The following is a 21079-nucleotide window of genomic DNA, read 5'->3' on the forward strand; positions in this document are numbered from 1 at the left end:
CGCGTGCGCTTTACTCCGGGCCATGGATCGGAAACGCTGAGGCCTTCCAGCCAGAGGTCGCCATGCGCCTGTTCCTTGCCGTTCTTCTCCTGTTCGTCCTGCCCGCCGCCGCCGAGGCGCAGCCCGGCCGCGCGGAACGGACGATGATGCAGACGGTGACGCAGGAGCATGACCGCCACATCGCCCTGCTGGAGCGGATGGTGAACCAGAACAGCGGCACGCTGAACCTGGCCGGCGTCCGCGCCGTCGGCGACATGGTCCGGACCGAACTGGAGCCGCTCGGCTTTGATGTCCGGTGGGTCGACATGGCCGAGACGGGCCGCGCCGGCCATCTGATCGCCACCCACCCCGGCCGGGGGCGCAACATCCTGCTGATCGGCCATCTGGACACGGTGTTCGAGGCGGACAACCCGTTCCAGCGTTTCGAGCGCCAGGGCGCCCGCGCCACCGGGCCGGGAATCGGCGACGACAAGGGCGGGGTGGTGGTCATCATCGCGGCCCTGCGGGCCATGCGGGCGGCCGGAACCCTGCGGAACGCCAATATCACCCTCGTCCTGACCGGGGACGAGGAGCGGATCGGGGCGCCGGCGTCGGTCGCCCGCCGCGATCTGGTCGAGGCCGGCAAGGCCGCCGCCTTCGCCCTCGAGTTCGAGAACCTGGCCGTCGAGAACGAACAGGACTTCGGCACCATCGCGCGCCGCAGCTCCAGCAACTGGACCCTGACCACGAGCGGCCGGACCGGCCATTCCAGCGGCGTGTTCAACGACACGCTGGGCTATGGGGCCATCTATGAGATGGCGCGCATCCTCGACGGCTTCCGCCGCGAACTGCCGGAGCCCAACCTGACCTACAATGTCGGGGTCATCGCCGGCGGCACGCCCGCCGCCATCGACGCCGAGGGCTTCAATGTCACGGCCTCGGGCAAGACCAATATCGTCGCCTCGACCGCCATCGCCCGCGGCGACCTGCGCACCCTGACCGCCGAACAGGACGCCCGCATCCGCGCCGGCATGCAGGCCATCGTCGACGCCCACCTGCCCCGTACCGGGGCCGAACTGGTCTTCGGCGAGGGCGGCTATCCGCCAATGGCCCCAAGCGAGGGCAATATCGCCCTGCTGGCGCGCCTGAACGCCGTCAACCGCGACCTCGGCCTGCCGGAGATGGCGGCCTATGACCCGGCGCGTCGGGGGGCGGCGGACAGCGGCTTCGTGGCCGCCGATGTGGATACGCTGGGCGGCCTCGGCGTCGCGGGCGGGAACGCCCACGCCGACGGCGAATGGGTCGATCTGGACAGTCTGGTGCGGCAGTCGCAGCGGGCGGCGGTGTTGATCAGCAGGCTGAGCCTGGGGCGGCCCTGACGCCTTACCCGTACATGTCGCCCAGATAGACCCGGCGCACTTCCGGATCGCGGATCACGTCCTCGGCCTTGCCCTCGAACAGCACCGAACCGCCCGAGATGATCGAGGCGTGGTCGATGATCTCCAGCGTCTCGCGGACGTTGTGGTCGGTGATCAGCACGCCGATGCCCTCGCCCGCCAGGTAGCGGATCACCTGGCGGATGTCGGCGATGGCCAGGGGGTCGATGCCGGCGAAGGGTTCGTCCAGCAGCATGAAGCTGGGTTTGCCCGCCAGGGCCCGGGCGATCTCGCAGCGCCGCCGCTCGCCGCCCGACAGGCCCGACGCCGGGGCGTGGCGCAGGTGGTCGATGCGCAGTTCCTCCAGCAGGCGGCGGGTCTCGTCGGCGATCGCCTGGTGGCCGGTATGGTGCAGTTCGACCACCGCCTTGACGTTCTGCTCGACCGTCATGCCGCGGAAGATCGAGGCCTCCTGCGCCAGATAGCCCAGGCCCATGCGGGCGCGCTGGTACATCGGCTGGGGCGTGATGTCCTCGCCGTCCAGCCAGATGGAGCCGGTATCGGGCGGGATCAGGCCGGTGATCATGTAGAAGCAGGTCGTCTTGCCGGCGCCGTTGGGGCCCAGCAGGCCCGCGACCTGGCCGCGCTGGACGTGCAGGGAGACGTCACGCACCACCTGCCGCTGGCCGAACGACTTGGCGATGTTCTCGACCCTCAGGCCCGTGGCGCGCGCCGGCGCGGCCGCCGGCTCGACCGGAGCCTCGTTCACATTGAGGGCTGAGAGTTCCTTGCGCGCCAAAGGTCAGGTCCGAGCCGGAGGCTCAGTTCCCGCTGCGTTCGGGATAGAAGACGCCCTGGACCCGGCCGCCGGTCGCCCCGTCCATCTCCGCCGCCTCGGTGCGGGTGTTGTAGGTCAATCGTCCGCCGGTCATCACGTTCTGGCCCTGGGTCAGAATGACGTCGCCGGTCAGAACGATGGTGTCGTTGGCCGGGGTGTAGACGGCGCGGTCGCCGCGGATCGTCTGCTCGGGCGTGACGAAATAGACATTGCCGCTCGCCTCGACACGGGTGAGGTCGCCGTTGCTGATCGTCCCCTCGACCCGATCGGCCCGGATGCGGTTGTCGCCCTGGGTCAGTTCGGCCCGTCCGCGCAGCGACAGGACCGCCGGCGTGCGCGACACCTCGTCGGCGCCCCACATGATGGGCTGGCCGCCCTGGAAGCTCTGGGCGTCGCCGATCGTCGGCACGGCCGCGAGGCCAAGCGCGAAGGCCGCCGTCAGGAGGGTTCTGGTCATGCTCATCCGTCCGAACTGGCGGGGTTGATCGTCCCGCGCACCTTGTTATCGCCCGCGCCCCTGAACACGACCCGTTCGCCCTGTTCATAGATGACATAGGACGAAGCGTTGACCGTTCCAAGCGGACCCGAGCCCTGGACGCCCTTCGATCCCGTCACCACGCCGGTCGCGGTGTTCACCACAGCCTCGGGCGTGACCAGGGTGAAGCCCGAGCCGCCGTCCGATATCCGAACATTGGGGCCGATCGTGACCGTCCTGGCGGCTTCGTTGTAGGTTCCGCCGTCGGCCGTCAGGGTCGTGACCTTGCGGCCGCCCAGGTTCAGCCTCAGCGCCGGCCCCATCAGCCGGAACTGGCCGGTTTCCGGGTCGCGCACGGCGCTCTTCGCCCCGATCATGAAGCTGCGCCCCTCGGCGTCCTGACCGTGGAACATGGCGCTGTCCAGCCGGACCTCGCGGCTGGTCCCGGCCTTGCGCTCGACGTCCGACATGACGCTGCGCAGGACGATCCAGCTGACGGTGCCGCCGGCCAGGACGATGATCGCCACCGGCAGGATGCGGCGCAGCATATGCACCCGCCGCGACCGGGCGCGGAACGCCTTCGCCGTGGCGGCGACGCGCGCCTCGTCGGCCTGGTCCCGGATGTCGGCGGGGTCTGTCATCAGCTGTGCGCGAAGATGTCCATCTCGTCCCAGCCCGCCAGGTCCAGCGCCGATCGGCTGGGCAGGAAGTCGAAACACCGGCGGGCCAGTTCGGCGCGGCCCTCGCGTTCCAGCATCTCGTCCAGCTTCGCCCTGGCGGCGTGCAGGTAGAGGACGTCGGACGCCGCATATTCCAGCTGGGCGGGCGACAGCTCGGCGGCGCCCCAGTCGCTGGACTGCTGGGTCTTGGACAGGTCGACCCCGACCAGTTCGCGCACGACGTCCTTCAGCCCGTGGCGGTCGGTGTAGGTGCGCGCCAGTCTGGAGGCGATCTTGGTGCAATAGACCGGCCGCGTCTCGACGCCGAGGTGCAGCTGGAACATGCCGATGTCGAAGCGGCCGAAGTGGAACAGCTTCAGCACCGCCGGATCGGTCAGCAGCCGCTTCAGGTTCGGGCAGTCGTAGCCGGGACGGTTCATGCGCACGACATGGGCGTCGCCGTCGCCGGCCGACAGCTGGACCACGCACAGCGGATCACGGCGGAAACGCAGGCCCATGGTCTCGGAATCGATCGCCACCTCGGGCCCCAGATCCAGGCCGTTGGGCAGGTCGCCTTCGTGGAAATGGACGGTCATTCGGGTTCAGCAGCTCTGGCGGCGGAGGAAAACGTCGCCCTCAAGTAGCCGAGCGCCGCGCGCGAGGCGATAGGGCCCTAAAACAAACGGCGCTGCATCGTCGATGCAGCGCCGTTCAAAAGATGGTGCCCAGGAGAGGACTCGAACCTCCACGACATTTCTATCACTGGCACCTGAAGCCAGCGCGTCTACCAATTCCGCCACCTGGGCCCAGACGTTTTCGCACCTGCGTGCTTATCCGTCCGGAAGGCGCGGACCCTTAAGGCAGCCCCCCCAGCGGGTCAACAGGCTTTTGTCGGCTTTGCGTTGCGACGGTGGCGGCCATCGTCTAATCCGGCCCCGGCACGGGGTTCGCCCCGCGCGCGCCGCCGCCTGTTGGAGTCCCTGTGATGAGCGAAGTCGCCCCCGGCCTGGTCACCGTCTTCGGCGGCTCGGGCTTCGTCGGCAGCCAGCTGGTGCGGGCCTTTGCCCGCCGCGGCTGGCGGGTGCGCGTCGCCTGCCGCCGCCCCGACCGCGCCTGGAAGCTGCAGACCTCGGGGTCCGTCGGCCAGATCCAGGCCGTGCGCTGCGACGCCAACAATACGGACGACGTCGCCAGCGCCCTGCACGGCGCCGACGCCGCCGTCAATCTGATCGGCATCCTGTACGAATCGGGCCGCCGCAGCTTCCACGCCCTGCACGTCGAGGCCTCGCGCAACATCGCCGAGGCGGTCGCCGCCGCCAACATCAACCGGCTGGTCCAGATTTCGGCCATCGGCGCCGATCCCGAGAGCGAGTCGGACTACGCCCTGTCCAAGGCCGCGGCCGAGATGGCGGTGCGCGAGGTCAAGCCGGACGCGGTGGTGATCCGGCCGTCGATCATCTTCGGGGCCGGCGACGACTTCCTGAACCGGTTCGCGCAGATGGCCCAGGTCTCGCCCTTCCTGCCGCTGATCGGCGGCGGCAAGACCCGATTCCAGCCCGTCTATGTCGCCGACGTGGCCGAGGCCATCGCCCGCGCCACCGTCCTGCCCGAGGCGGCGGGCCGCACCTTCGAACTGGGCGGGCCGGCGGTGATGACCTTCGAGGAGGTGCTGAAGCTGATCCTGCGCGAGACCTATCGCTCGAACGGCCTGATCCCCCTGCCGTTCTTCGCCGCGCGGGCCATCGGCTCCATGGCCCAGCTGACCGCCATGGTCGGCATTCCGCCGGTGCTGACGCGCGACCAGGTCGTGCTGCTGGAGAAGGACAATGTCGTCGCCGACGGCGCCGAGGGCTTGGCCGAGCTGGGCGTCCAGCCGACGGGCATCGAGGCCATCGCGCCTTCGTATCTGTGGCGCTACCGCCGCGGCGGCCAGTTCGCCGAAGCGACGGCCTGAGCCGGGGCTACAGTCCCCCGGTCAGGGCCAGGCCGACGATCCCGGCCACGCCGACCGCGATCCGCCACCAGGCGAACGGCGCGAAGCCGTGGCGGCTGACGAAGTCGAGCAGGAACCGGACCACGGCCAGAGCCGTCAGGAAGGCCGTGACGAAGCCGATGACGATCAGGCCCGCGTCGCTGAAGTCCAAGCCGTCCCAGCTCTTGAGCAGGTCATAGGCCACCGCGCTGCCCATGGTCGGCAGGGCGAGGAAGAAGCTGAACTCGGCCGCGGACCGCTTGTCGGTGCCCAGCAGCAGACCGCCCGCGATCGTGGCCCCCGAGCGGGACACGCCGGGGATCATGGCCAGGCACTGGAACAGGCCGATCAGGAAATAGACCCGCAACGGATAGCCGTCGGCCTCGAGGAAGGTCGGGACCTTCTTCATCCGGTCCAGCCACAGCAGCAGGACGCCGCCCACGATCAGGGCGATGCAGATCACCAGCGGCGTTTCGAACAGCACCGTCTTGATGAAGTCGTAGGCGAGGAAGCCGATCACGACCGCCGGGGCGAAGGCGACCAGCAGGCCGATCAGGAAGCGGCGGGCCTCGGGGTCGAACGGCCACCGCGTCGCCAGCGCCCACAGCCGCTTGAAATAGACGCTGACGATGGCCAGCAGGGCGCCCAGCTGGATGACGATCTCGAAGGTCTTGCCGTTGCTCTCGAAGCCGAGGAAATGGCCCAGCAACAGCATATGGCCCGTCGACGACACCGGAATGAACTCGGTCAGGCCCTCGACCAGGCCCAGGATGATCGCCGCCAGCCAGTCCGCCATAACGCCCCGTCAAACAGATCGGGTCGTCAGTGCGCGCCCGGTTCGGGACCCACATAGCGCAGGCGGGCCCGGATAGGCGAGCCGTTCGTGGCCTGATCCAGCGCATGACCCAGCAGACCCGCCAGACGGCCCATCAGGAACAGGTCGGCGGCGCCGTCGCGCGGCAGCTCCAGCCGGCGGGCGATCACCGCCAGGGCCAGGGGGAAGTTCGCCTTGCGCCCCGTCGCCGTCTCGCCTTCCTGCACCGCGCGGGCCAGATCAGCCGGCAGATCGGCGGCGGCGAGAAGTGCGGCGGCGCGCGGATCGCCGGCCGGATAGTCGGTCCGGGCGTCGAAACCGACCAGACGGCCCATCTCATGGGCCCGGCGCGCGGCGTCCGCCGCCTGACGCCGCACGGCGACGATCCAGTCAGAGGCCCGGGTCAGTTCGGCCATCGCGGGCGACCCGGCCAGGGTCAGAAGGCCGGCGAAGGCCGCCGCCGCCGGAGCCGCGCCGCCGTCGGCCGCGGCGCGCGTCGCCACCACGGCCGGGTTAATTTCGTGATCGGCCGACAGCACCAGGGCGCGGCGGATCAGATGGGCGTCCCGATCGGGGGTCTTCCAGCTGCGCGCCAGCCGCTGGTGCAGGAACAGACGCGGGCCCGAACCGACGGCGGCGTCCACCGCCTCGTCCAGCACGCGGGCGCATTCCAGGCGCAGCTCCTCGACGGGACGCGGCTTCGGATCGGCGTCCTCTTCGGCGCGGCGGGCGAGGGCCGCGAACAGCCGCGCCCGGATCGAACCGCCCGGAACGGCGCCGATCCGCGGCCGGACGCCCGCGAACGGATTGACCGCCGGCGCGTCCCACAGCCGCCGCGCCACATCCTCCAACGTCGCCGTCTCGGCCAGCTGGACGGCGTCCAGCCCGCGATAGAACAGCCGTCCCCCGGCGATCACCGTCATTGAGGAACAGATATCGGCCTCGCCGCGCGCCGCCCCGCCCGGGGTGCGGCGATAGACGGCGGTCTCCTCGGCCTCGACGGACTCGCCGCTCAGGCGGGCGATGTCATGGGCGGCGTAGAGGCTGCGGCGGGAATCATCCGGGTCGGGCCGCGCCGCGATCCGGCCCCGGCTGACATAGGCGTACAGCGTCTGCGACTTGACCCCCAGTCGGGCCAGCGCCTCGCCCCGTCCGATCCACCGCACTGTGTCCGTCATCTGCACGCGAGCCTCCGAACGCCTCGGCCTCGTGGAACCATGGGACGTCAAGGATGCGGTCCTTTCGTGACGATGACGCTAACGCCCGGGAGGCGCGTGGCCTTGGCAGGGCCGCGCCTTTCCGCGACAAGACGGCGATGACGATCCCCGCCCCGGCCAACGCCCTCGACGACGCTCATTCGGCGACCCGCGCCGTCACCCGGCTGTCGGTCGGCGTGGCCGTGGTCCTCATCGCCTTGAAGGCCTTTGCGCTGGGAGCCTCCGGGTCGGTTTCGATCCTCGCCTCGCTGGCGGATTCGGCGCTCGATCTGGTGGCTTCGCTCGGCGTCTTCTTCGCCGTCCGCTGGGCTGCCGCTCCGGCCGACGAGGATCACCGCCACGGCCATGGCAAGGGCGAGGCGCTCGCGGCCATGATGCAGGCGGGACTGGTGTTCGCCTCGGCCCTGTTCATCGGCTGGGAGGCGATCCAGCGCATCCTCGACCCCCGCCCGGTGACCGCGGGGTACTGGGCCGTGCTGGTGATCCTGATCTCGATCGCCGTGACCGGCTGGCTGGTCTGGATGCAGGGCCGCGCCATCAAGACCAGCGGGTCCAGGGCGGTCGAGGCCGATCGCGCCCACTACGCCGCCGACCTGGCCGCCAACGCCGTGGTCCTGATCGGCGTGATCTCCGGGGCGTTTCTGTCCGCGCCCGGACTCGACGCCGCCGCCGGACTGGTCGTCGCCGTCTGGCTGTTCTGGGGCGCCTACGGGATGCTGAAGACCGCCGCCGACCATCTGGTCGACAAGGCCCTGCCCGAAAGCGACCGCCTCGCCATGACCACCGCCGTCCTGTCGGACCCGCGTATTTCCGGCGTGCACCAGTTGCGCACCCGCATGGCCGGGTCGGTGGTGATGATCCAGATGCATGTCGATCTGGACCCGAACCTGACGCTGGAGGCCGCCCACGCCATCGTCGTCGAGGCCGAGAACCGGCTGCTGGCGGGCTGGCCCGGAGCCGACATCCTGATCCATCCGGATCCGCGCGGCCGGGCGGAACCCCACGGCGGCGCCCCGACCCCAACCCCGACCACGGCCGAGTCCGCGTCACCCTCCTCGCCGAAGTCGAAAAAAGGTCCCTGGGCCTGAGGGCGTGGCTAACGCGGGCTTAACGCCCTCACGTGCATGAAGCGCCCATGTCGGCCTGCGTCCTGTATCATTTCGCCTTCGATCCGGGCTCCCGCGCCGTGCGCCTGGCGCTGGGCGAGGCCAGGAAGGGCTTCACCGAGACCCTGGTTCGTCCGTGGGAGGACGATTGCCCGGTCGCCGGGCTGAACCCGTCGGGCATGCCGCCCGTGCTCCAGGTCACCGGGGACAGCCGGTCCCTGACCCTGTGCGAGCCCGCAGCCATCCTCGGCTGGCTCGAGGACGGCGCGAGTCAGCCCTTCCTGATGCCGACCGATCCGGCCGAACGCGCCGAGACGCGCCGGCTGGTGGCCTGGTTCGACCGCCGTTTCACCGACGAGGTCAACGCCGTCCTGCTGCACGAGCGGATGGAGAAGCCCCTGCTGCGCCTCGGATCGCCCGACGCCCGCGCCCTGCGCGCGGGGCGCGAGGCCCTGAGATCGCACCTCGCCATGCTGGAGGACCTGCTGGCGAACCGGGACGCGCTGGCCGGACGCCGGATTGGTCAGGCCGATTTCATCGCGGCTGCCCATCTGTCGGTGCTGGACTATTTCGGCGAGGTCCCGTGGGCCAACTGGCCGGGCCTGAAGACCTGGTACATGAAGCTGAAATCCCGGCCCTGTTTCCGACCGCTGCTGACCGACCGCTTCCCCGGCGTCGCCGGTTCGTCGTGGTACGCCGATCTCGACTTCTAGGGTCCGGCGCGTCAAACGACGCCCATGCCGGTCGATCTTCGTCCCTTCATCCGCGAACGCGCCGCCGCCCTGGGGTTTGACGCCTGCCGTTTCGCCTCGGCCGCGGCGCCCTGGAGCGCGGGCGAGCGGCTGGCGCATTTCGTCGAGGCGGGCCGTCACGGCGACATGGGCTGGATGGAGACGACGCTGGCGCGCCGCGCCCATCCCACCGCCATGTGGGAGGGCGCCCGGACAGCGATCGTGCTCGGCCTCAACTACGGCCCGGAGTCGGACCCCCTGCCCGAGATGGCCGACCGGTCGGCGGGGTATGTCTCGGTCTATGCGCGCGGCGACGACTATCACGAGCTCATCAAGGGCCGGCTGAAGACGCTGGCGGGTCAGGTCGCCGCCCGCACCGGCGGGGAGGTCAAGGTCTTCGTCGACACCGCTCCCCTGATGGAAAAGCCGCTGGCCCAGCGCGCGGGGCTCGGCTGGCAGGGCAAGCACACCAATCTGCTCAGCCGCACCCACGGCAACTGGCTGTTCCTGGGGGTCATACTGATCGCCGCCGAACTGGAACCCGACCCGCCCGAGGGCGAGCATTGCGGCACGTGCACCGCCTGCCTCGACGCCTGTCCGACCAGGGCCTTCCCGGCGCCCTTCCAGCTCGACGCCCGACGCTGCCTGTCCTACCTGACCATCGAGTTCGCCGGGCCCTGGCCGGACGAGTTCCGCACGGCGACCGGCAGCCGGATCTACGGCTGCGACGACTGCCTGGCGGTCTGTCCGTGGAACAAGTTCGCCGCGGCTTCGAAGGAAGCCCGCGTCCAGGCGCGCGAGGCGCTGGTTTCGCCGCGCCTGGCCGATCTGGTTGCGCTTGACGACGCGGCGTTCCGGACGCTGTTCTCGAAAAGCCCGGTCAAGCGGATCGGACGGGACCGGTTCGTCCGCAATGTGCTGTACGCGATCGGCAACAGCGGCGAGCCCGACCTGATCCCCGCCGCCGAGCGGCTGCTGGATGATCCGGACGCCGTGGTGCGTGACGCCGCGGAGTGGGCGGTGCAGCGGCTCTCCCTCCCCTTCATGGGGAACGATGTCGGCGCGTAGCGACGACAGGGTGGGGAATTTGGAAGCTTGGCGTCGGCGGTGCGAATCTGGCGTACCCCACCCGGGCTCGGCTACGCCTCGCCGTCCCTCCCCATGAAGGGGAGGGAGAACGTCTAGCCCTGGGCGATCGCCCCGCCGCGTTCGCCGCCGGGCGCGCGGGCGATGTCCAGCAGCTTGATGCGGAACACCATGACGGCATTGGCCGGGATGCCCGGCCGGCCCTGTTCGCCATAGCCCTGCGCCGGCGGCACATAGACGACCCATTCATCGCCGACCCGCATCTGCTGCAGCGCCTCGGTCCAGCCCGGCACGACGTCGCCGACGGTGAAGACCGCCGGCTGGCCTGACTGGAACGAGCTGTCGAACACCGTCCCGTCCGTCAGCGTGCCCTCGTAGTCGACCCGGACCAGATCGTTGCGGTCGGGCGTCTCGCCGCCCGGCGGGCCGGACCGGATCACCTTGTACTGCACGCCCGACGGCAGGGATTTCACGCCCTCGGCCTTCGCGTTCGACGACAGGAAGAATTCGGCCGCCCGCAGATTCTGCGCCGCGCTTTCGTCCGGCGCGGCCGGTTCGCGGTTGCACGCCGCCAGCGGCCCCGCCAGCGCCGCCATCATCGACAGCGCCGCGACGCCCCTAGCCCATCCGTAGCGCATAGCCAGCCTCTTCCAGTCCGCGTCTGATTTCCAGGGCGTGGGCCTCGCCGCGCGTCTCGACCATGATGTCGAACTCCGCGCCCTTGGCCGGCACGTCCAGCGCCAGCCGGTTGTGCACCACGTCGATGATGTTTCCGCCCAGGCCGCCGATGACGGCGCTCATCTTGGACAGCATGCCGGGCCGGTCGTCGCCGAGGATGCGATAGACGACCATCTTCTTCTCGCGCACCAGTTCGCGGTTGAGGACCACGGCCAGCATGCGGGCGTCGATGTTTCCGCCGCACAGCACCAGCCCGACCTTCATGCCCCTGAACTTGTCGGGGTAGGCCAGCAAGGCCGCCAGTCCGCCCGCGCCGGCGCCCTCGGCGACCGTCTTCTCCAGCGTGGCGTAATAGGCCACCGCCGTCTCGAAATCCGCCTCCTGGCAGACCAGCACGTCCTCGACCAGTGGATCGGCGATGGCGAAGGGAATGTCGCCGACCGCCTTGATGGCGATGCCCTCGGCGATGGTCTGGCCGCCGCATTTGGCGACCTCGCCCCGTCGTCTGGCGGCGAACGAGGGGTACATGGCCGCCTCGACGCCGAAAATGCGGATGTCCGGCTTCATCGCCCTGGCCGCCACCGAACAGCCCGCGATCAGGCCGCCGCCGCCGATGGGTATGATCAGGGCCTCGAGATCCGGCGCATCCTCGAGGAACTCCACCGCGCAGACGCCCTGCCCCGTTACGATGCCCTCGTCGTCGAAGGCCGAGACGAAGACCAGGCCCTCAGCGTCGCGCAGCCGGTGCGCCTCCTCGGTGGAGCCGGTGAAATCCAGTCCCTTGATCACCACCGTGGCCCCATGCGCCCGGGTGCCGTCCGCCTTCACGAAGGGGGTGCCCTCGGGCATGACGATGGTCACCGGCACGCCCAGGCGGGCTCCGTGATAGGCCAGCGCCTGGGCGTGGTTGCCGGCGCTGGCGGCCACGACGCCGCGTTTGCGCTCGTCGGGCGTCAGCTGCAGCAGCCGGTTCAGCGCCCCGCGCTCCTTGAAGCTGCCGGTGAAATGCAGGTTGTCGAACTTGACCCAGACCTCGGCCCCGGTCAGCTGCGACAGCCGCCGCGAGTGCCGGACCGGCGTCCGGTCCACCTGGCCGGCGATGCGCGCGCGCGCGGCCAGAATATCGTCGAAAGTGACTGTCATGAGCGGTCCCTATACCCGGTCTTCGCCGGGTTGATGCGCGCTTTTGGCCCACCGCCGAACGCCTCGCAACCTTGACCTTATGCCGGCGTTGAGCGTCTGATCGCGGCGTTCGACCCGCGCATCCCCGGAGAGAGCCATGTCTGCCCGTCATCTGATCGCCATCGCCGCCGTGGCCGCCTCCCTGGCGGCGTGCGAGACCGTCTCTCCCGGCGGCTACGGGCCCGGCCCGTCCTCGAGCGCCTTCCGGGCCCAGGACTTCGCCTGGTCCGCCCGTTCCGGCCGCGCCTCGATCGACGGCCGCGTCGATTACCGCCGCGACGGGCAGGTGTTCAGCTGCACCGGCTCGGTCGCCCTGACGCCGGACACCCCCTACACCCGCGCCCGCTTCCAGACCCTGTACGGCTCGACGACCCGCGCCGCGATCCCCGAGGCCGTGGTCCGCGCCCGCACCGTCGCCGATCCCAACGCCGACTATCGCTCCTTCGTCCGCCAGACCTCCTGCGAGAACAACCGCTTCCAGTTCGACAACCTGCCGGATGGAAACTGGTTCGTGATCACCCCGGTCAGCGCCGGCGGGGACCGCGTCGTGCTGATGCGCAATGTGTCCACCCGCGGCGGCCGGGTCGGCGTCATCCTCTAGCCTGCTCCACGTCAGTGCCTGTCGTCTTTGAGGCCGCGTAACTGGCCGCTTCGGAGAGTTAACCATGCGCCCCATCGCCCTCCTGCTGGCCGCCGGCCTGACCCTCGCCGCCGCCCCGGCCGTGGCCCAGACCTGGAGCGGGACGTACGACAGCCGCCACAGCTACAGCGACGACGGAGCCCGGGCCGTCTACAGCGGCCGTCGCAGCGACGGGAACGCCGCGCCCTCCAGCTTTGACTGGCGCAGCCAGCTGGACCGGCCCGGCGACTATCGCTGTGACGCCTTCTGGGACGCGAACCGCACCGACTGCGGCGCCGGCTGGCGCGATCAGCGCCGCCGGGTCAGTCCCGAGGCGCGCCGAGACTATCGCGAACTGGCCGGTTACGGCCGCGACGGTTACGGCGGCCATCACTACAGGCGGTACAGTTACGGAGGCGGATATGGCGGTTACGGCTATTCCACTCGCAATCGTGGTCATGGCTCCAGCCCGGGTTATGACCAGGGCGGCGCGGCGTACTATGGCGCCTACGGTCGTCCGGATCTGGTCTATCCGGGGGGCGGTCGCGCCTATGGCTCCCACGCCGCCTACGGCAGCCGCCAGGACTGGTGCCGGGCCAGCTATCGCTCCTACGATCCCCGCACCGGCTACTATCGCGCCTGGAGCGGCCGCCTGATCTATTGCGGATAGGGCGTTCGCTGACGGCTGTTCATCCGATCACGGATCGGTGGGTGACCGGCGTTCGCCATCGTTTCGCCTTTTCAGGGCCGCTTCGGTCTCCCTGACCCGCAAGGGGCGGTGGATCAGGGAGCGCGTTCATGTCCCAGCACAATATTTCCGGTTCGGAAGTCTTCGGACCCAAGCCCGGCGTCATGCTGCGATCGGTCAAGACCTCGGGTCTGCGCCGCAAGCGCGCCGCCCGCACCTGGGCGGCCTTCATCGCCGGCGCCGTCGTGGCCGTCGCGGGTGGAGCCATCGCCATGGCCGCCGTCTTCGGCCCGACGCTGTTCGGTTAGAATTCGACCTCTCCCTCCCCACTTCGGGGGAGGGAGAATGCCTTACATCACGGCAACCACACCATCCGGCGCGTCGCCGTCTCGGCGTTTCGCGCGCGGCTGAAGTCCTTGCGGACCTCGCCCGTGTAGAGGAAGCCGGCCTTCTCCAGCACCCGGCCCGACGCCGGATTGTCGGAGAAATGCCCGGCCATCAGCGCCCGGCGCTTCCACGCCTTCGACGCCCAGACCGTCGCGCCCTGCAGCGCCTCCGTGGCGTAGCCCCGGCCCCAGAACGGACGCGCGATCCAGTAGCCCACCTCGGGCGCCGGATCCTTGTCCTCGAACAGGCCGAGGACCCCGACAGGGCCGTGGTCCTCATGCTCGATCAGAAAGGTGCGCGCGCGCGCCGGATCCTGCACCGCGACCTGCAGCACGAAGGCCTCGGCGTCGGCGATGCCGAACGGGTGCGGCATACGCAGGGTCATGCGCGCCACGTCGCGATCATTGGCGAGGGTCGCCAGACGGCTGATGTCCTGGGCGCCCGGCGCGCGCAGGGCCAGGCGCCGCGTCTCGACGACGGGGGAGGGTTCAATCACGCACATGACACGGCCTCGTTCGATCTGCCGCCTCCTTGGAGGGCTCGGGCGGCGTCGAGGCGGGGAAACGAAAACGGGGAGCCTGGTGATCCAGACTCCCCGCGGAAATATTTCCCTGGTCCGGATCGCGGCTCTCGAGCCTTGCGCGATCCGGGTGTCAGTCGGTCTGCGCTACTCGGCGGCCATCGGCATGTCGGCGTCGGCCGGAAGAATCGACACGTAACAACGGCCGTTCGCCTTCTTGGTGAACTTCACGGCGCCGTGCGCGGTGGCGAACAGGGTGTGGTCGCGGCCGAGGCCGACGTTGTCGCCCGGATGGAAGGTGGTGCCGCGCTGGCGCACGAGGATGTTGCCGGCCAGCACGCGCTCGCCGCCGAACTTCTTCACGCCGAGGCGTTTCGACTCGGAGTCGCGACCGTTACGCGACGAACCACCGGATTTCTTGTGAGCCATAGGTCTGCTCCCGTTCTCGTACTGAAATTACGCTTCGTCGCCGGCCTTGTCCGCCTTCTTGGCGGGGGCCTTCTTGGCGGGAGCGGCTTTGGTTTCGGTCTTGGCGGCGGCGGCCTTCGGAGCCGCGGCCTTCTTGGCGGCGGGCTTCTCGGCGGCTTCGGCCTTGGGCGCGGCGTCGACGACCTTGGGCGACTTGGCCGGCTTGGCCTTGACCTCGGTCTCCTCGACGCGCGGGGCCAGGCCACGGGCGCGGAGGTTCATCTCGGCCTTGGTCATCAGCGAGGTTTCGCCGTCCCACTTGGCCTTCTCGCCGGCGCCGTCGATGCCGGTGATGCGCAGCACGGTTTCCATCTGGCGATGGCCGTTGGTGCGGCGATAGCCCTGGCGACGGGTCTTCTTGAAGATCTTGATCTTCTCGCCCTTGCGGGTCTCGACCAGGGTCGCGGCGACAGCGGCGCCCGCGATCAGGGGAGCGCCGAGGGTCACGCCCTTGTCGCCGCCCAGCATCAGCACGTCGCCGAACGAAACGTCCGAACCGACATCGCCGTCGAGCTTCTCGACCACGATGACGTCGCCCGGCTGAACCCGGTACTGTTTGCCGCCGGTCTTGATCACCGCGTACATGTTGAAGCCTCAGCGAAACGCAAAAAGAATAAGCCCGACGGGGGACCCCCTCGGGCGAAGAGCGGCGACATAGACGCAGAGGGGTGTCCGAGTCAACGCGGACGGGCGAAAAAACGGGGGTCCGCCGCGCGGCGCGGTCAAATGAAACCCGGCCCTCGACTGTTATAAGATAACATTCTATGACGCCAGGGATGACGCCGGCCGACCTCCAGCAACCCGTTCTCCTGTCCCTGCTGGGGGCCGGCTTCGCCACGGCCTTCCTGCATGCGGCCCTGCCGACCCACTGGCTGCCTTTCGTCCTCGTGGGGCGAGGTCAGCGCTGGAGCCTGCCCCGGGTTCTCGGCGTCGTGGCCGCGGCCGGCCTGGCCCATATCGCCGCCACCGCCGCGGTCGGCGGTTTGATCGTCGCCGCCGGCCTGGCCATGGACCAGTGGATCTCCGGCCTTTTGCCCGGCCTGTCGGCGGGCCTGCTGTTCCTGTTCGGCGCCTTCTATCTCGGACGCGCCCTGCTGCGCCCCGCGATCATGGCCGGCGGCCCGGCGCTGGCGCTGTCGGAGCCGACCGTCTCCCACGCCGCGGCCTTCTGGGGCCTGGTGGCGATGATGGCCGTGTCCCCCGGCGAGGTGCTGCTGCCCATCTATCTGTCGCAGGCGACCGAGGGCGCGCTGGTCCTGACCGCCCTGACCCTGGCCTTCGCGGCCGGGACGGTGTCGGGCATGGCCCTGTTCACCGTCCTCGCCCGGGCCGGATGGTCCGTGCTGCGGCTGGAGCGCTGGGCCCGCTACGAGGGCGTGATCCTCGGCCTGGCCCTGATCCTGATCGGCCTTCTCGTCGTCCTTCGTCAGCACTAAGGATAGCCGCATGGCGCACGCCCACGGCTCTCACGACGACGATCATGGTCACGACCATGGACACAGCCATGGCCCCGGCGGCCATCACGGGCCCGTCGACACCGGCGACTGGCGCTACGCCGTCGGCCTGGTCGTCAATCTGGTCTTTGTGGGCATCGAGTTCGGGGCGGGCCTGTTCAGCGGCTCCACCGCCCTGATGGCCGACGCGGGTCACAACCTGTCCGACGTCCTGGGCCTGGCCATGGCCGGCGGCGCCGCCTGGCTGGCGCGGCGGGCCAGCGGCTCGCAAAGGACCTACGGCTACGGCAAGGCCACCGTTCTGGCGGCCCTGGCCAACGCCCTTCTGCTGATCTTCGCCTGCGGCGCCATCGCCTTCGAGGCCGTGCGCCGTCTGGCCGAACCCGCGCCCGTGATGTCCGGTCTGATCATGATCGTCGCGGCGATCGGCTTCGTCATCAATCTGGGCACGGCCCTGATGTTCATGCGCGACCAGCACACCGACCTGAACGCCAAGGGGGCCTATCTGCACATGATGGCCGATGCGGCCGTCTCGATCGGCGTGGTGATCGCCGGCGGCGTCATCTGGATGACCGGCTGGTCGATCATCGACCCGCTGGTCAGCCTCGGCATCGTGGCGGTGATCCTGATCGGGACATGGGGCCTGCTGAAGGACTCGGTCAATCTGGCGCTGGACGTCGCCCCCCGCGGGGTTGACGTCGAAGCGATCCGCGCCGCCTTCCTGACCCTGCCCGGCGTCACCGCGGTCCACGACCTGCACGTCTGGGGGCTGTCCACGACCGAGACGGCCCTGACCGCCCATCTGTGCCACGGCCGCGCCGACGCCGGGGACCTGCTCAACGAGGCCCATGCCATGGTCCGCGCCCGTTTCGGCATCGGCCACGCCACCCTGCAGCTGGAGGCGGAACCGCTGGCGGACTGCCCCGCCTGCTGACCGCCTCACGGGCCGGCGGCAGGATCAGCCGATGGCCGGGATAGTCGATCACCACCATCCCCTGCGACCGGAACAGGGCGTTGCCGACGAAACCCACCGCCTCGGGTCGGGCGAAATAGCCCTGCGCCGGCTGGACGATCAGGCGCGGCGCGTCCCAGGTGAGCGGCCCGATCTCAAGCCGTCCGCCGAGGTGGACCGGCAGGCTGAGAGACCCGCCCGTCCCGCTGCCGCCGAGGGTGGCGATCGGGGCCGCTTCCGGCCGCTCGCCGCGCACCCGCGCCCATTGCCCCTGGGTCAGGTTGATCCAGACGTGAGGGTCCTCGAACAAGCCCGCCCCGGAATCATAGCGCAGGGGCAGGGCCTGGCCGTCGATAACCGCGTCCAGCCGCAATATGCCGTTGTCGTCGTGCGTGGCCACGACGCGCCCGCATCCGGCCGCCCGCGCCGCCGCCTCGGAGGGCGCCGCCACGGCGATCCGGCCGCCGGCGAAGTCGAGGACGACCACCAGCCCGGACAGGGCGTCCGAGCCGAGGATGCCCACCGCCGGCTCGCCGCCTGGCCCCTGCAGCCCACTGAGGTCCGAGGTGGTCGGCTCGATGACGGGCAGGGTCAGCCCGCCCAGCCTCAGGCCCTCCACCCGCGTCCCTCCGGCCTCGATCACCCCCGCCGAGCCCTCGACCCGGCTTCCCGCCAGCACCGGCAGGCCGGCCCGGGCGGCGAAGGCCGCGTCCAGCGCCGAGCGATTGGCCCCGGTGTCCAGCAGCAGCCACACCGGTTCGCCGGCCTCGCCGATGCGCGCCCGCACGAAGCCGACATGGGCGACGTAGCCCGACTCCACCGCATTGGCGGTTCCGAGAGTCTCGAAGGCGGCGTTGCAGCCTGGGTCGGCGGCGAGCAGGGACAGGACGAGGCTGATCAGCATGGCGGCTCCTTCAAGGCCCGGATTCCGGCCGCGCTTCCGGCGTCCGGCAAGTTAAGTCTCTTTCATCTCGCGGCCCGGCTGACTATCTCAGCGGCCGAAAGGCCTTCCATGACAGACAAGATTCCCGTCACCGTGCTCACCGGCTACCTCGGCGCCGGCAAGACCACCCTGCTGAACCGCATCCTCACCGAGGACCACGGCAAGCGCTACGCCGTCATCGTCAACGAGTTCGGCGAGATCGGCATCGACAACGACCTGGTCGTCGGCGCCGACGAGGACGTGTTCGAGATGAACAACGGCTGCGTCTGCTGCACCGTGCGCGGCGACCTGATCCGCGTCGTCGCTGGCCTGATGAAGCGCCAGCGCCCCGGCAAGCCCGCCTTCGACGCCATCATCGTCGAGACCACCGGCCTGGCCGACCCCGGGCCGGTGGCCCAGACCTTCTTCGTCGACGAGGACGTCAAGGCCAAGACCCGGCTGGACAGCGTCACCGCCCTGGTCGACGCCAAACACGTCATGGCCCGGCTGGACGACTCGAAGGAGGCGCGCGAGCAGGTCGCCTTCGCCGACCGCATCATCCTCAACAAGGTCGACCTGGTCGACGAGGCCGAGCTGGTCGCGGTCGAGGCGCGGTTGCGCCGGCTCAACCCGCTGGCCCCGATCACCCGCGCCGAGCGCGCCAATGTGCCGCTGGACCAGGTGCTGGGCCTCGGCGGCTTCGACCTGGGCCGCATCCTCGACATCAACCCCGAGTTCGCCAACCCGGTCCACGGCGAGGCCGGCCACGTCCACGACGAGCACTGCGGCCATGACCACCACGGCCACGACCACGCGCATCATGATCACGACCACGGCCATTCCCATGGCGCGCGCGGCCATGCGCACGAGGACGACATCAAGGGCGTGTCCCTGTCGCTGGAACGGCCCATGGACGGGACGAAATTCACCGCCTGGCTCGACCGGCTGCTCGGCGAGCAGGGGCAGAATATCCTGCGCGCCAAGGGCATCATCGACGTCAGCGGCGAGGACCGCCGTCTGGTCTTCCAGGCGGTGCACATGATCCTGGAGGGCGACCTGCAGAAGCCGTGGGGAGCCAACGAACGCCGCTGGTCGCGCGCCGTCTTCATCGGCCGCGATCTGGACGAGGCCGCGCTCACGGCCGGTTTCGAGGCCTGCGCCGCGTGAAGACCACCAGTTTCGACGCCCAGATAACCGCCGCCGTGTTCGACGGCGCGGGCGCGATCTTCGCCCTCGGCGACGGCTCGGTCCGGTTCGAGGGTGGCGAGTTCAGCGCCGCCCATGACGGGGCCATCCTGTGCGCCGTCGCCCACCCGTCCGGCGACGGCGTGCTCACCGGCGGCGACGACGGCCGGCTGATCTGGCACCGGCGCGACGAGGCCGGGGTTCTGGCCACCGCCAAGGGGCTGTGGATCGACGCCGTCGACGCCTCGGCCGAGAGCGGGCTGATCGCCTTCTCCGCGGGCAAGACCCTGACCGTCATCGACGCGAAGGACGCCGGTTTCCGCCGCGATTTCCAGCATGAACGGACCGTCTCGGGCGTCGCCTTCGACCCCAAGGGCCGGCGCATCGCGACCTCGACCTATGGCGGCGCGGCCCTGTGGTTCGCTCGCATCGCGCAGCAGAAGCCCACCTTCCTCAAATGGGCGGGATCGCACACGGCCGTGACCTTCTCGCCCGACGGCGCCTTCGTCGTCACCGCCATGCAGGACGCCCAGCTGCACGGCTGGCGGCTGAAGGATCAGAAAAACCTGCGCATGGGCGGCTATCCGTCCAAGGTCCGGGCCATGAGCTTCCTGTCGAACGGCCAGCTGCTGGCCACCTCGGGCGCGCAGGGGGCGGTGCTGTGGCCCTTCGTCGGCGCCAACGGCCCGATGGGGCGCGAGGCCACCGAGATCGGCTTCGACGAGGGCAGTCTGGTCGCGCTCGTGGCGTCGCGGCCGAAGCACGGCCTGCTCGCCGCCGGCCTCAACGACGGCCGGGTCTGGCTGGCCGATCCGGCGGCTCAGGGCCTGAACTTCCTCAAGGCTGAACGCGGCGCGCCCATCACGGCCCTGGCCATGAACGCCGACGCCACGCGCGTCGCCTGGGCCGACGAGGACGGGCAGGCGGGCGTTTCGACGATCTGACCGCTTGCCAAGCCGCCGCCCGGCGTGCTGCGATCCCCCCATGGCGGGGCTGACCAAGACCAGAAAGAAGGGCCGGCCGCTGCTGACCCTGTTCCTGCTCCTGCTCCTTCTGGTGACGGGCAGCATCGTGCTGCAGCGCTTCCTGCCCCCGCCCCCCACCTTCCTGATGACGGCCCGCCTGATCGAGGGCGAGGGCCTGGACTACCGCTGGCGCTCGCTGGATCACATCTCGCCGCGCCTCGTCCAGGCCGTGATCGCGTCCGAGGACGCGACCTTCTGCGCCCACCGCGGCTTCGACATGAAGGCCATCGAGACCGCCTTGAAGGCCAACGCCCGCTCCGAAAAGCGCGGAAGCAGCCGCATCCGGGGCGGCTCGACCATCAGCCAGCAAACGGCCAAGAACGCCTTCCTGTGGCCGGGCCGCGACTGGATACGCAAGGGACTGGAGGCCGGCTACACCGTCGCCATCGAGGCCGTCTGGGGCAAGCGGCGGATCATGGAGGTCTATCTGAACGTCGCCGAATGGGCCCCGGGCGTCTATGGCGCCGAGGCCGCCTCGCGCCACTGGTTCGGCAAGTCGTCGACCGACCTGACCGCGCGCGAGGCCGCGCGCCTGGCCGCCATCCTGCCCAGCCCCCGCCGCTACGACGCGGCCAGCCCGGGTCCCTATGTGCGGCGGCGCACCTCGCGCATCCAGGCCGCCATGGGCACGGTGCGCAATGATGGTCTGGCGTCGTGCGTCCTGGGCTGACGGCGACGCTTGACGCCACGGCTCGGCTCCCCTCCTCTGCCCGCCGAACGAGGCGGGCGAAGAACCGCGCGAGGAG

The 21079-nt window shown here is 70.1% G+C and carries 25 protein-coding genes and 1 tRNA gene; 13 read left to right on the forward strand and 13 right to left on the reverse strand.

The window, feature by feature from the left end:
• The first annotated feature begins 62 nt into the window (after positions 1–62).
• Positions 63–1358: a M20/M25/M40 family metallo-hydrolase gene (locus ASD59_RS09460; protein ID WP_055831190.1), complete on the forward strand. Its 1296-nt coding sequence runs from the start codon at positions 63–65 to the stop codon at positions 1356–1358.
• A 4-nt stretch (positions 1359–1362) separates the two neighbouring features.
• On the opposite strand, the gene lptB is transcribed toward ASD59_RS09460, so the two are convergent.
• The 5 genes from lptB to ASD59_RS09485 all read right to left on the reverse strand — a co-directional run bounded on the left by lptB (position 1363) and on the right by ASD59_RS09485 (position 4133).
• Positions 1363–2154: an LPS export ABC transporter ATP-binding protein gene (gene lptB, locus ASD59_RS09465; RefSeq protein WP_082560141.1), complete on the reverse strand. Its 792-nt coding sequence runs from the start codon at positions 2152–2154 to the stop codon at positions 1363–1365.
• 22 nt (positions 2155–2176) lie between these two features.
• Entirely contained in the window at positions 2177–2650 is a 474-nt protein-coding gene (locus tag ASD59_RS09470) for an LptA/OstA family protein (RefSeq protein ID WP_235561784.1), read from the reverse strand.
• Positions 2651–2652: 2 nt separating this feature from the next.
• Complete coding sequence (gene lptC, locus ASD59_RS09475; RefSeq protein ID WP_055831194.1) at positions 2653–3309, reverse strand: LPS export ABC transporter periplasmic protein LptC; 657 nt, start codon at positions 3307–3309, stop codon at positions 2653–2655.
• Positions 3309–3923: a ribonuclease D gene (locus tag ASD59_RS09480; protein ID WP_055831196.1), complete on the reverse strand. Its 615-nt coding sequence runs from the start codon at positions 3921–3923 to the stop codon at positions 3309–3311. Before ASD59_RS09480 ends, lptC begins: the two co-directional genes overlap by 1 nt.
• 123 nt (positions 3924–4046) lie before the next feature.
• A tRNA-Leu gene (locus ASD59_RS09485) sits at positions 4047–4133 on the reverse strand.
• A 179-nt stretch (positions 4134–4312) separates the two neighbouring features.
• Here ASD59_RS09485 and ASD59_RS09490 point away from each other — a divergent pair.
• Positions 4313–5281: a complex I NDUFA9 subunit family protein gene (locus tag ASD59_RS09490; RefSeq protein WP_055831198.1), complete on the forward strand. Its 969-nt coding sequence runs from the start codon at positions 4313–4315 to the stop codon at positions 5279–5281.
• A 7-nt stretch (positions 5282–5288) separates the two neighbouring features.
• Here the strand turns inward: ASD59_RS09490 and ASD59_RS09495 are convergent, their stop codons facing one another.
• Entirely contained in the window at positions 5289–6095 is an 807-nt protein-coding gene (locus tag ASD59_RS09495; protein WP_055831200.1) for an undecaprenyl-diphosphate phosphatase, read from the reverse strand.
• A gap of 26 nt (positions 6096–6121) precedes the next feature.
• Positions 6122–7291, reverse strand: a complete 1170-nt coding sequence (locus ASD59_RS09500; RefSeq protein WP_055831299.1) for a citrate/2-methylcitrate synthase — start codon at positions 7289–7291, stop codon at positions 6122–6124.
• 137 nt (positions 7292–7428) lie between these two features.
• Here ASD59_RS09500 and ASD59_RS09505 point away from each other — a divergent pair, with 137 nt between their 5' ends.
• From ASD59_RS09505 to queG, 3 genes are read left to right on the forward strand one after another with little or no spacing between them, the layout of a single operon-like run.
• Positions 7429–8418 (forward strand): cation diffusion facilitator family transporter, encoded by a 990-nt coding sequence (locus ASD59_RS09505; protein WP_055831202.1) that lies wholly within the window; start codon positions 7429–7431, stop codon positions 8416–8418.
• A 47-nt stretch (positions 8419–8465) separates the two neighbouring features.
• Entirely contained in the window at positions 8466–9149 is a 684-nt protein-coding gene (gene fzlA / locus ASD59_RS09510) for an FtsZ-binding protein FzlA (protein ID WP_055831207.1), read from the forward strand.
• Positions 9150–9173: 24 nt separating this feature from the next.
• Positions 9174–10235, forward strand: coding sequence for a tRNA epoxyqueuosine(34) reductase QueG (gene queG / locus ASD59_RS09515; RefSeq protein ID WP_055831209.1), 1062 nt, complete (start codon positions 9174–9176; stop codon positions 10233–10235).
• 113 nt (positions 10236–10348) lie between these two features.
• On the opposite strand, the gene ASD59_RS09520 is transcribed toward queG, so the two are convergent.
• Positions 10349–10891 (reverse strand): FKBP-type peptidyl-prolyl cis-trans isomerase, encoded by a 543-nt coding sequence (locus ASD59_RS09520; protein ID WP_055831210.1) that lies wholly within the window; start codon positions 10889–10891, stop codon positions 10349–10351.
• Complete coding sequence (locus ASD59_RS09525; protein WP_055831211.1) at positions 10872–12074, reverse strand: threonine ammonia-lyase; 1203 nt, start codon at positions 12072–12074, stop codon at positions 10872–10874. Before ASD59_RS09525 ends, ASD59_RS09520 begins: the two co-directional genes overlap by 20 nt.
• A 136-nt stretch (positions 12075–12210) precedes the next feature.
• On the opposite strand from ASD59_RS09525, the gene ASD59_RS09530 reads away from it, so the two are divergent.
• From ASD59_RS09530 to ASD59_RS09540, 3 genes are all read left to right on the forward strand, one after another.
• Entirely contained in the window at positions 12211–12714 is a 504-nt protein-coding gene (locus ASD59_RS09530) for a hypothetical protein (protein ID WP_055831212.1), read from the forward strand.
• A gap of 64 nt (positions 12715–12778) precedes the next feature.
• A complete protein-coding gene (locus tag ASD59_RS09535; RefSeq protein WP_055831214.1) occupies positions 12779–13402 on the forward strand; it encodes a BA14K family protein in 624 nt (207 codons plus the stop codon).
• Between the two features lie 128 nt (positions 13403–13530).
• The gene (locus ASD59_RS09540) at positions 13531–13728 is read left to right on the forward strand and encodes a hypothetical protein (RefSeq protein WP_055831216.1); all 198 of its coding nucleotides are present in this window, start codon (positions 13531–13533) and stop codon (positions 13726–13728) included.
• A gap of 47 nt (positions 13729–13775) precedes the next feature.
• Here ASD59_RS09540 and ASD59_RS09545 read toward each other — a convergent pair whose 3' ends face one another.
• The 3 genes from ASD59_RS09545 to rplU form a co-directional block, all read right to left on the reverse strand.
• Positions 13776–14309, reverse strand: coding sequence for a GNAT family N-acetyltransferase (locus ASD59_RS09545; protein WP_055831217.1), 534 nt, complete (start codon positions 14307–14309; stop codon positions 13776–13778).
• A 165-nt stretch (positions 14310–14474) separates the two neighbouring features.
• The gene (gene rpmA, locus ASD59_RS09550; RefSeq protein ID WP_055831219.1) at positions 14475–14756 is read right to left on the reverse strand and encodes a 50S ribosomal protein L27; all 282 of its coding nucleotides are present in this window, start codon (positions 14754–14756) and stop codon (positions 14475–14477) included.
• Between the two features lie 27 nt (positions 14757–14783).
• Positions 14784–15380, reverse strand: coding sequence for a 50S ribosomal protein L21 (rplU, locus tag ASD59_RS09555; protein WP_055831221.1), 597 nt, complete (start codon positions 15378–15380; stop codon positions 14784–14786).
• Between the two features lie 191 nt (positions 15381–15571).
• Here rplU and ASD59_RS09560 point away from each other — a divergent pair, with 191 nt between their 5' ends.
• Both ASD59_RS09560 and ASD59_RS09565 read left to right on the forward strand, forming a co-directional pair.
• The gene (locus ASD59_RS09560; RefSeq protein WP_055831223.1) at positions 15572–16231 is read left to right on the forward strand and encodes a hypothetical protein; all 660 of its coding nucleotides are present in this window, start codon (positions 15572–15574) and stop codon (positions 16229–16231) included.
• 10 nt (positions 16232–16241) lie between these two features.
• Positions 16242–17183, forward strand: a complete 942-nt coding sequence (locus tag ASD59_RS09565) for a cation diffusion facilitator family transporter (protein WP_055831225.1) — start codon at positions 16242–16244, stop codon at positions 17181–17183.
• Here ASD59_RS09565 and ASD59_RS09570 read toward each other — a convergent pair.
• Positions 17086–18105, reverse strand: coding sequence for a retropepsin-like aspartic protease (locus tag ASD59_RS09570; RefSeq protein ID WP_055831227.1), 1020 nt, complete (start codon positions 18103–18105; stop codon positions 17086–17088). The genes ASD59_RS09565 and ASD59_RS09570 overlap by 98 nt on opposite strands.
• Before the next feature lie 108 nt (positions 18106–18213).
• On the opposite strand from ASD59_RS09570, the gene ASD59_RS09575 reads away from it, so the two are divergent.
• From ASD59_RS09575 to mtgA, 3 genes are read left to right on the forward strand one after another with little or no spacing between them, the layout of a single operon-like run.
• Complete coding sequence (locus ASD59_RS09575) at positions 18214–19290, forward strand: CobW family GTP-binding protein (protein ID WP_055831229.1); 1077 nt, start codon at positions 18214–18216, stop codon at positions 19288–19290.
• Entirely contained in the window at positions 19287–20252 is a 966-nt protein-coding gene (locus tag ASD59_RS09580) for a WD40 repeat domain-containing protein (protein ID WP_055831230.1), read from the forward strand. The genes ASD59_RS09575 and ASD59_RS09580 overlap by 4 nt, the downstream gene beginning before the upstream one ends.
• A gap of 40 nt (positions 20253–20292) precedes the next feature.
• Entirely contained in the window at positions 20293–21003 is a 711-nt protein-coding gene (gene mtgA, locus ASD59_RS09585; protein WP_055831232.1) for a monofunctional biosynthetic peptidoglycan transglycosylase, read from the forward strand.
• Positions 21004–21079: the final 76 nt, after the last annotated feature.

Source organism: Brevundimonas sp. Root608 (assembly GCF_001427825.1).
Lineage (GTDB): Bacteria > Pseudomonadota > Alphaproteobacteria > Caulobacterales > Caulobacteraceae > Brevundimonas.

Bases quoted from the DNA above. Each gene is read 5' to 3' on its own strand.
- ASD59_RS09460 (WP_055831190.1), top strand. From the start codon at position 63: ATGCGCCTGTTCCTTGCCGTTCTTCTCCTGTTCGTCCTGCCCGCCGCC.
- ASD59_RS09470 (WP_235561784.1), bottom strand. From the start codon at position 2,650: ATGACCAGAACCCTCCTGACGGCGGCCTTCGCGCTTGGCCTCGCGGCC.
- lptC (WP_055831194.1), bottom strand. From the start codon at position 3,309: ATGACAGACCCCGCCGACATCCGGGACCAGGCCGACGAGGCGCGCGTC.
- ASD59_RS09480 (WP_055831196.1), bottom strand. From the start codon at position 3,923: ATGACCGTCCATTTCCACGAAGGCGACCTGCCCAACGGCCTGGATCTG.
- ASD59_RS09490 (WP_055831198.1), top strand. From the start codon at position 4,313: ATGAGCGAAGTCGCCCCCGGCCTGGTCACCGTCTTCGGCGGCTCGGGC.
- ASD59_RS09495 (WP_055831200.1), bottom strand. From the start codon at position 6,095: ATGGCGGACTGGCTGGCGGCGATCATCCTGGGCCTGGTCGAGGGCCTG.
- ASD59_RS09500 (WP_055831299.1), bottom strand. From the start codon at position 7,291: ATGACGGACACAGTGCGGTGGATCGGACGGGGCGAGGCGCTGGCCCGA.
- ASD59_RS09505 (WP_055831202.1), top strand. From the start codon at position 7,429: ATGACGATCCCCGCCCCGGCCAACGCCCTCGACGACGCTCATTCGGCG.
- fzlA (WP_055831207.1), top strand. From the start codon at position 8,466: ATGTCGGCCTGCGTCCTGTATCATTTCGCCTTCGATCCGGGCTCCCGC.
- queG (WP_055831209.1), top strand. From the start codon at position 9,174: ATGCCGGTCGATCTTCGTCCCTTCATCCGCGAACGCGCCGCCGCCCTG.
- ASD59_RS09520 (WP_055831210.1), bottom strand. From the start codon at position 10,891: ATGCGCTACGGATGGGCTAGGGGCGTCGCGGCGCTGTCGATGATGGCG.
- ASD59_RS09525 (WP_055831211.1), bottom strand. From the start codon at position 12,074: ATGACAGTCACTTTCGACGATATTCTGGCCGCGCGCGCGCGCATCGCC.
- ASD59_RS09530 (WP_055831212.1), top strand. From the start codon at position 12,211: ATGTCTGCCCGTCATCTGATCGCCATCGCCGCCGTGGCCGCCTCCCTG.
- ASD59_RS09535 (WP_055831214.1), top strand. From the start codon at position 12,779: ATGCGCCCCATCGCCCTCCTGCTGGCCGCCGGCCTGACCCTCGCCGCC.
- ASD59_RS09540 (WP_055831216.1), top strand. From the start codon at position 13,531: ATGTCCCAGCACAATATTTCCGGTTCGGAAGTCTTCGGACCCAAGCCC.
- ASD59_RS09545 (WP_055831217.1), bottom strand. From the start codon at position 14,309: ATGTGCGTGATTGAACCCTCCCCCGTCGTCGAGACGCGGCGCCTGGCC.
- rpmA (WP_055831219.1), bottom strand. From the start codon at position 14,756: ATGGCTCACAAGAAATCCGGTGGTTCGTCGCGTAACGGTCGCGACTCC.
- rplU (WP_055831221.1), bottom strand. From the start codon at position 15,380: ATGTACGCGGTGATCAAGACCGGCGGCAAACAGTACCGGGTTCAGCCG.
- ASD59_RS09560 (WP_055831223.1), top strand. From the start codon at position 15,572: ATGACGCCGGCCGACCTCCAGCAACCCGTTCTCCTGTCCCTGCTGGGG.
- ASD59_RS09565 (WP_055831225.1), top strand. From the start codon at position 16,242: ATGGCGCACGCCCACGGCTCTCACGACGACGATCATGGTCACGACCAT.
- ASD59_RS09570 (WP_055831227.1), bottom strand. From the start codon at position 18,105: ATGCTGATCAGCCTCGTCCTGTCCCTGCTCGCCGCCGACCCAGGCTGC.
- ASD59_RS09575 (WP_055831229.1), top strand. From the start codon at position 18,214: ATGACAGACAAGATTCCCGTCACCGTGCTCACCGGCTACCTCGGCGCC.
- mtgA (WP_055831232.1), top strand. From the start codon at position 20,293: ATGGCGGGGCTGACCAAGACCAGAAAGAAGGGCCGGCCGCTGCTGACC.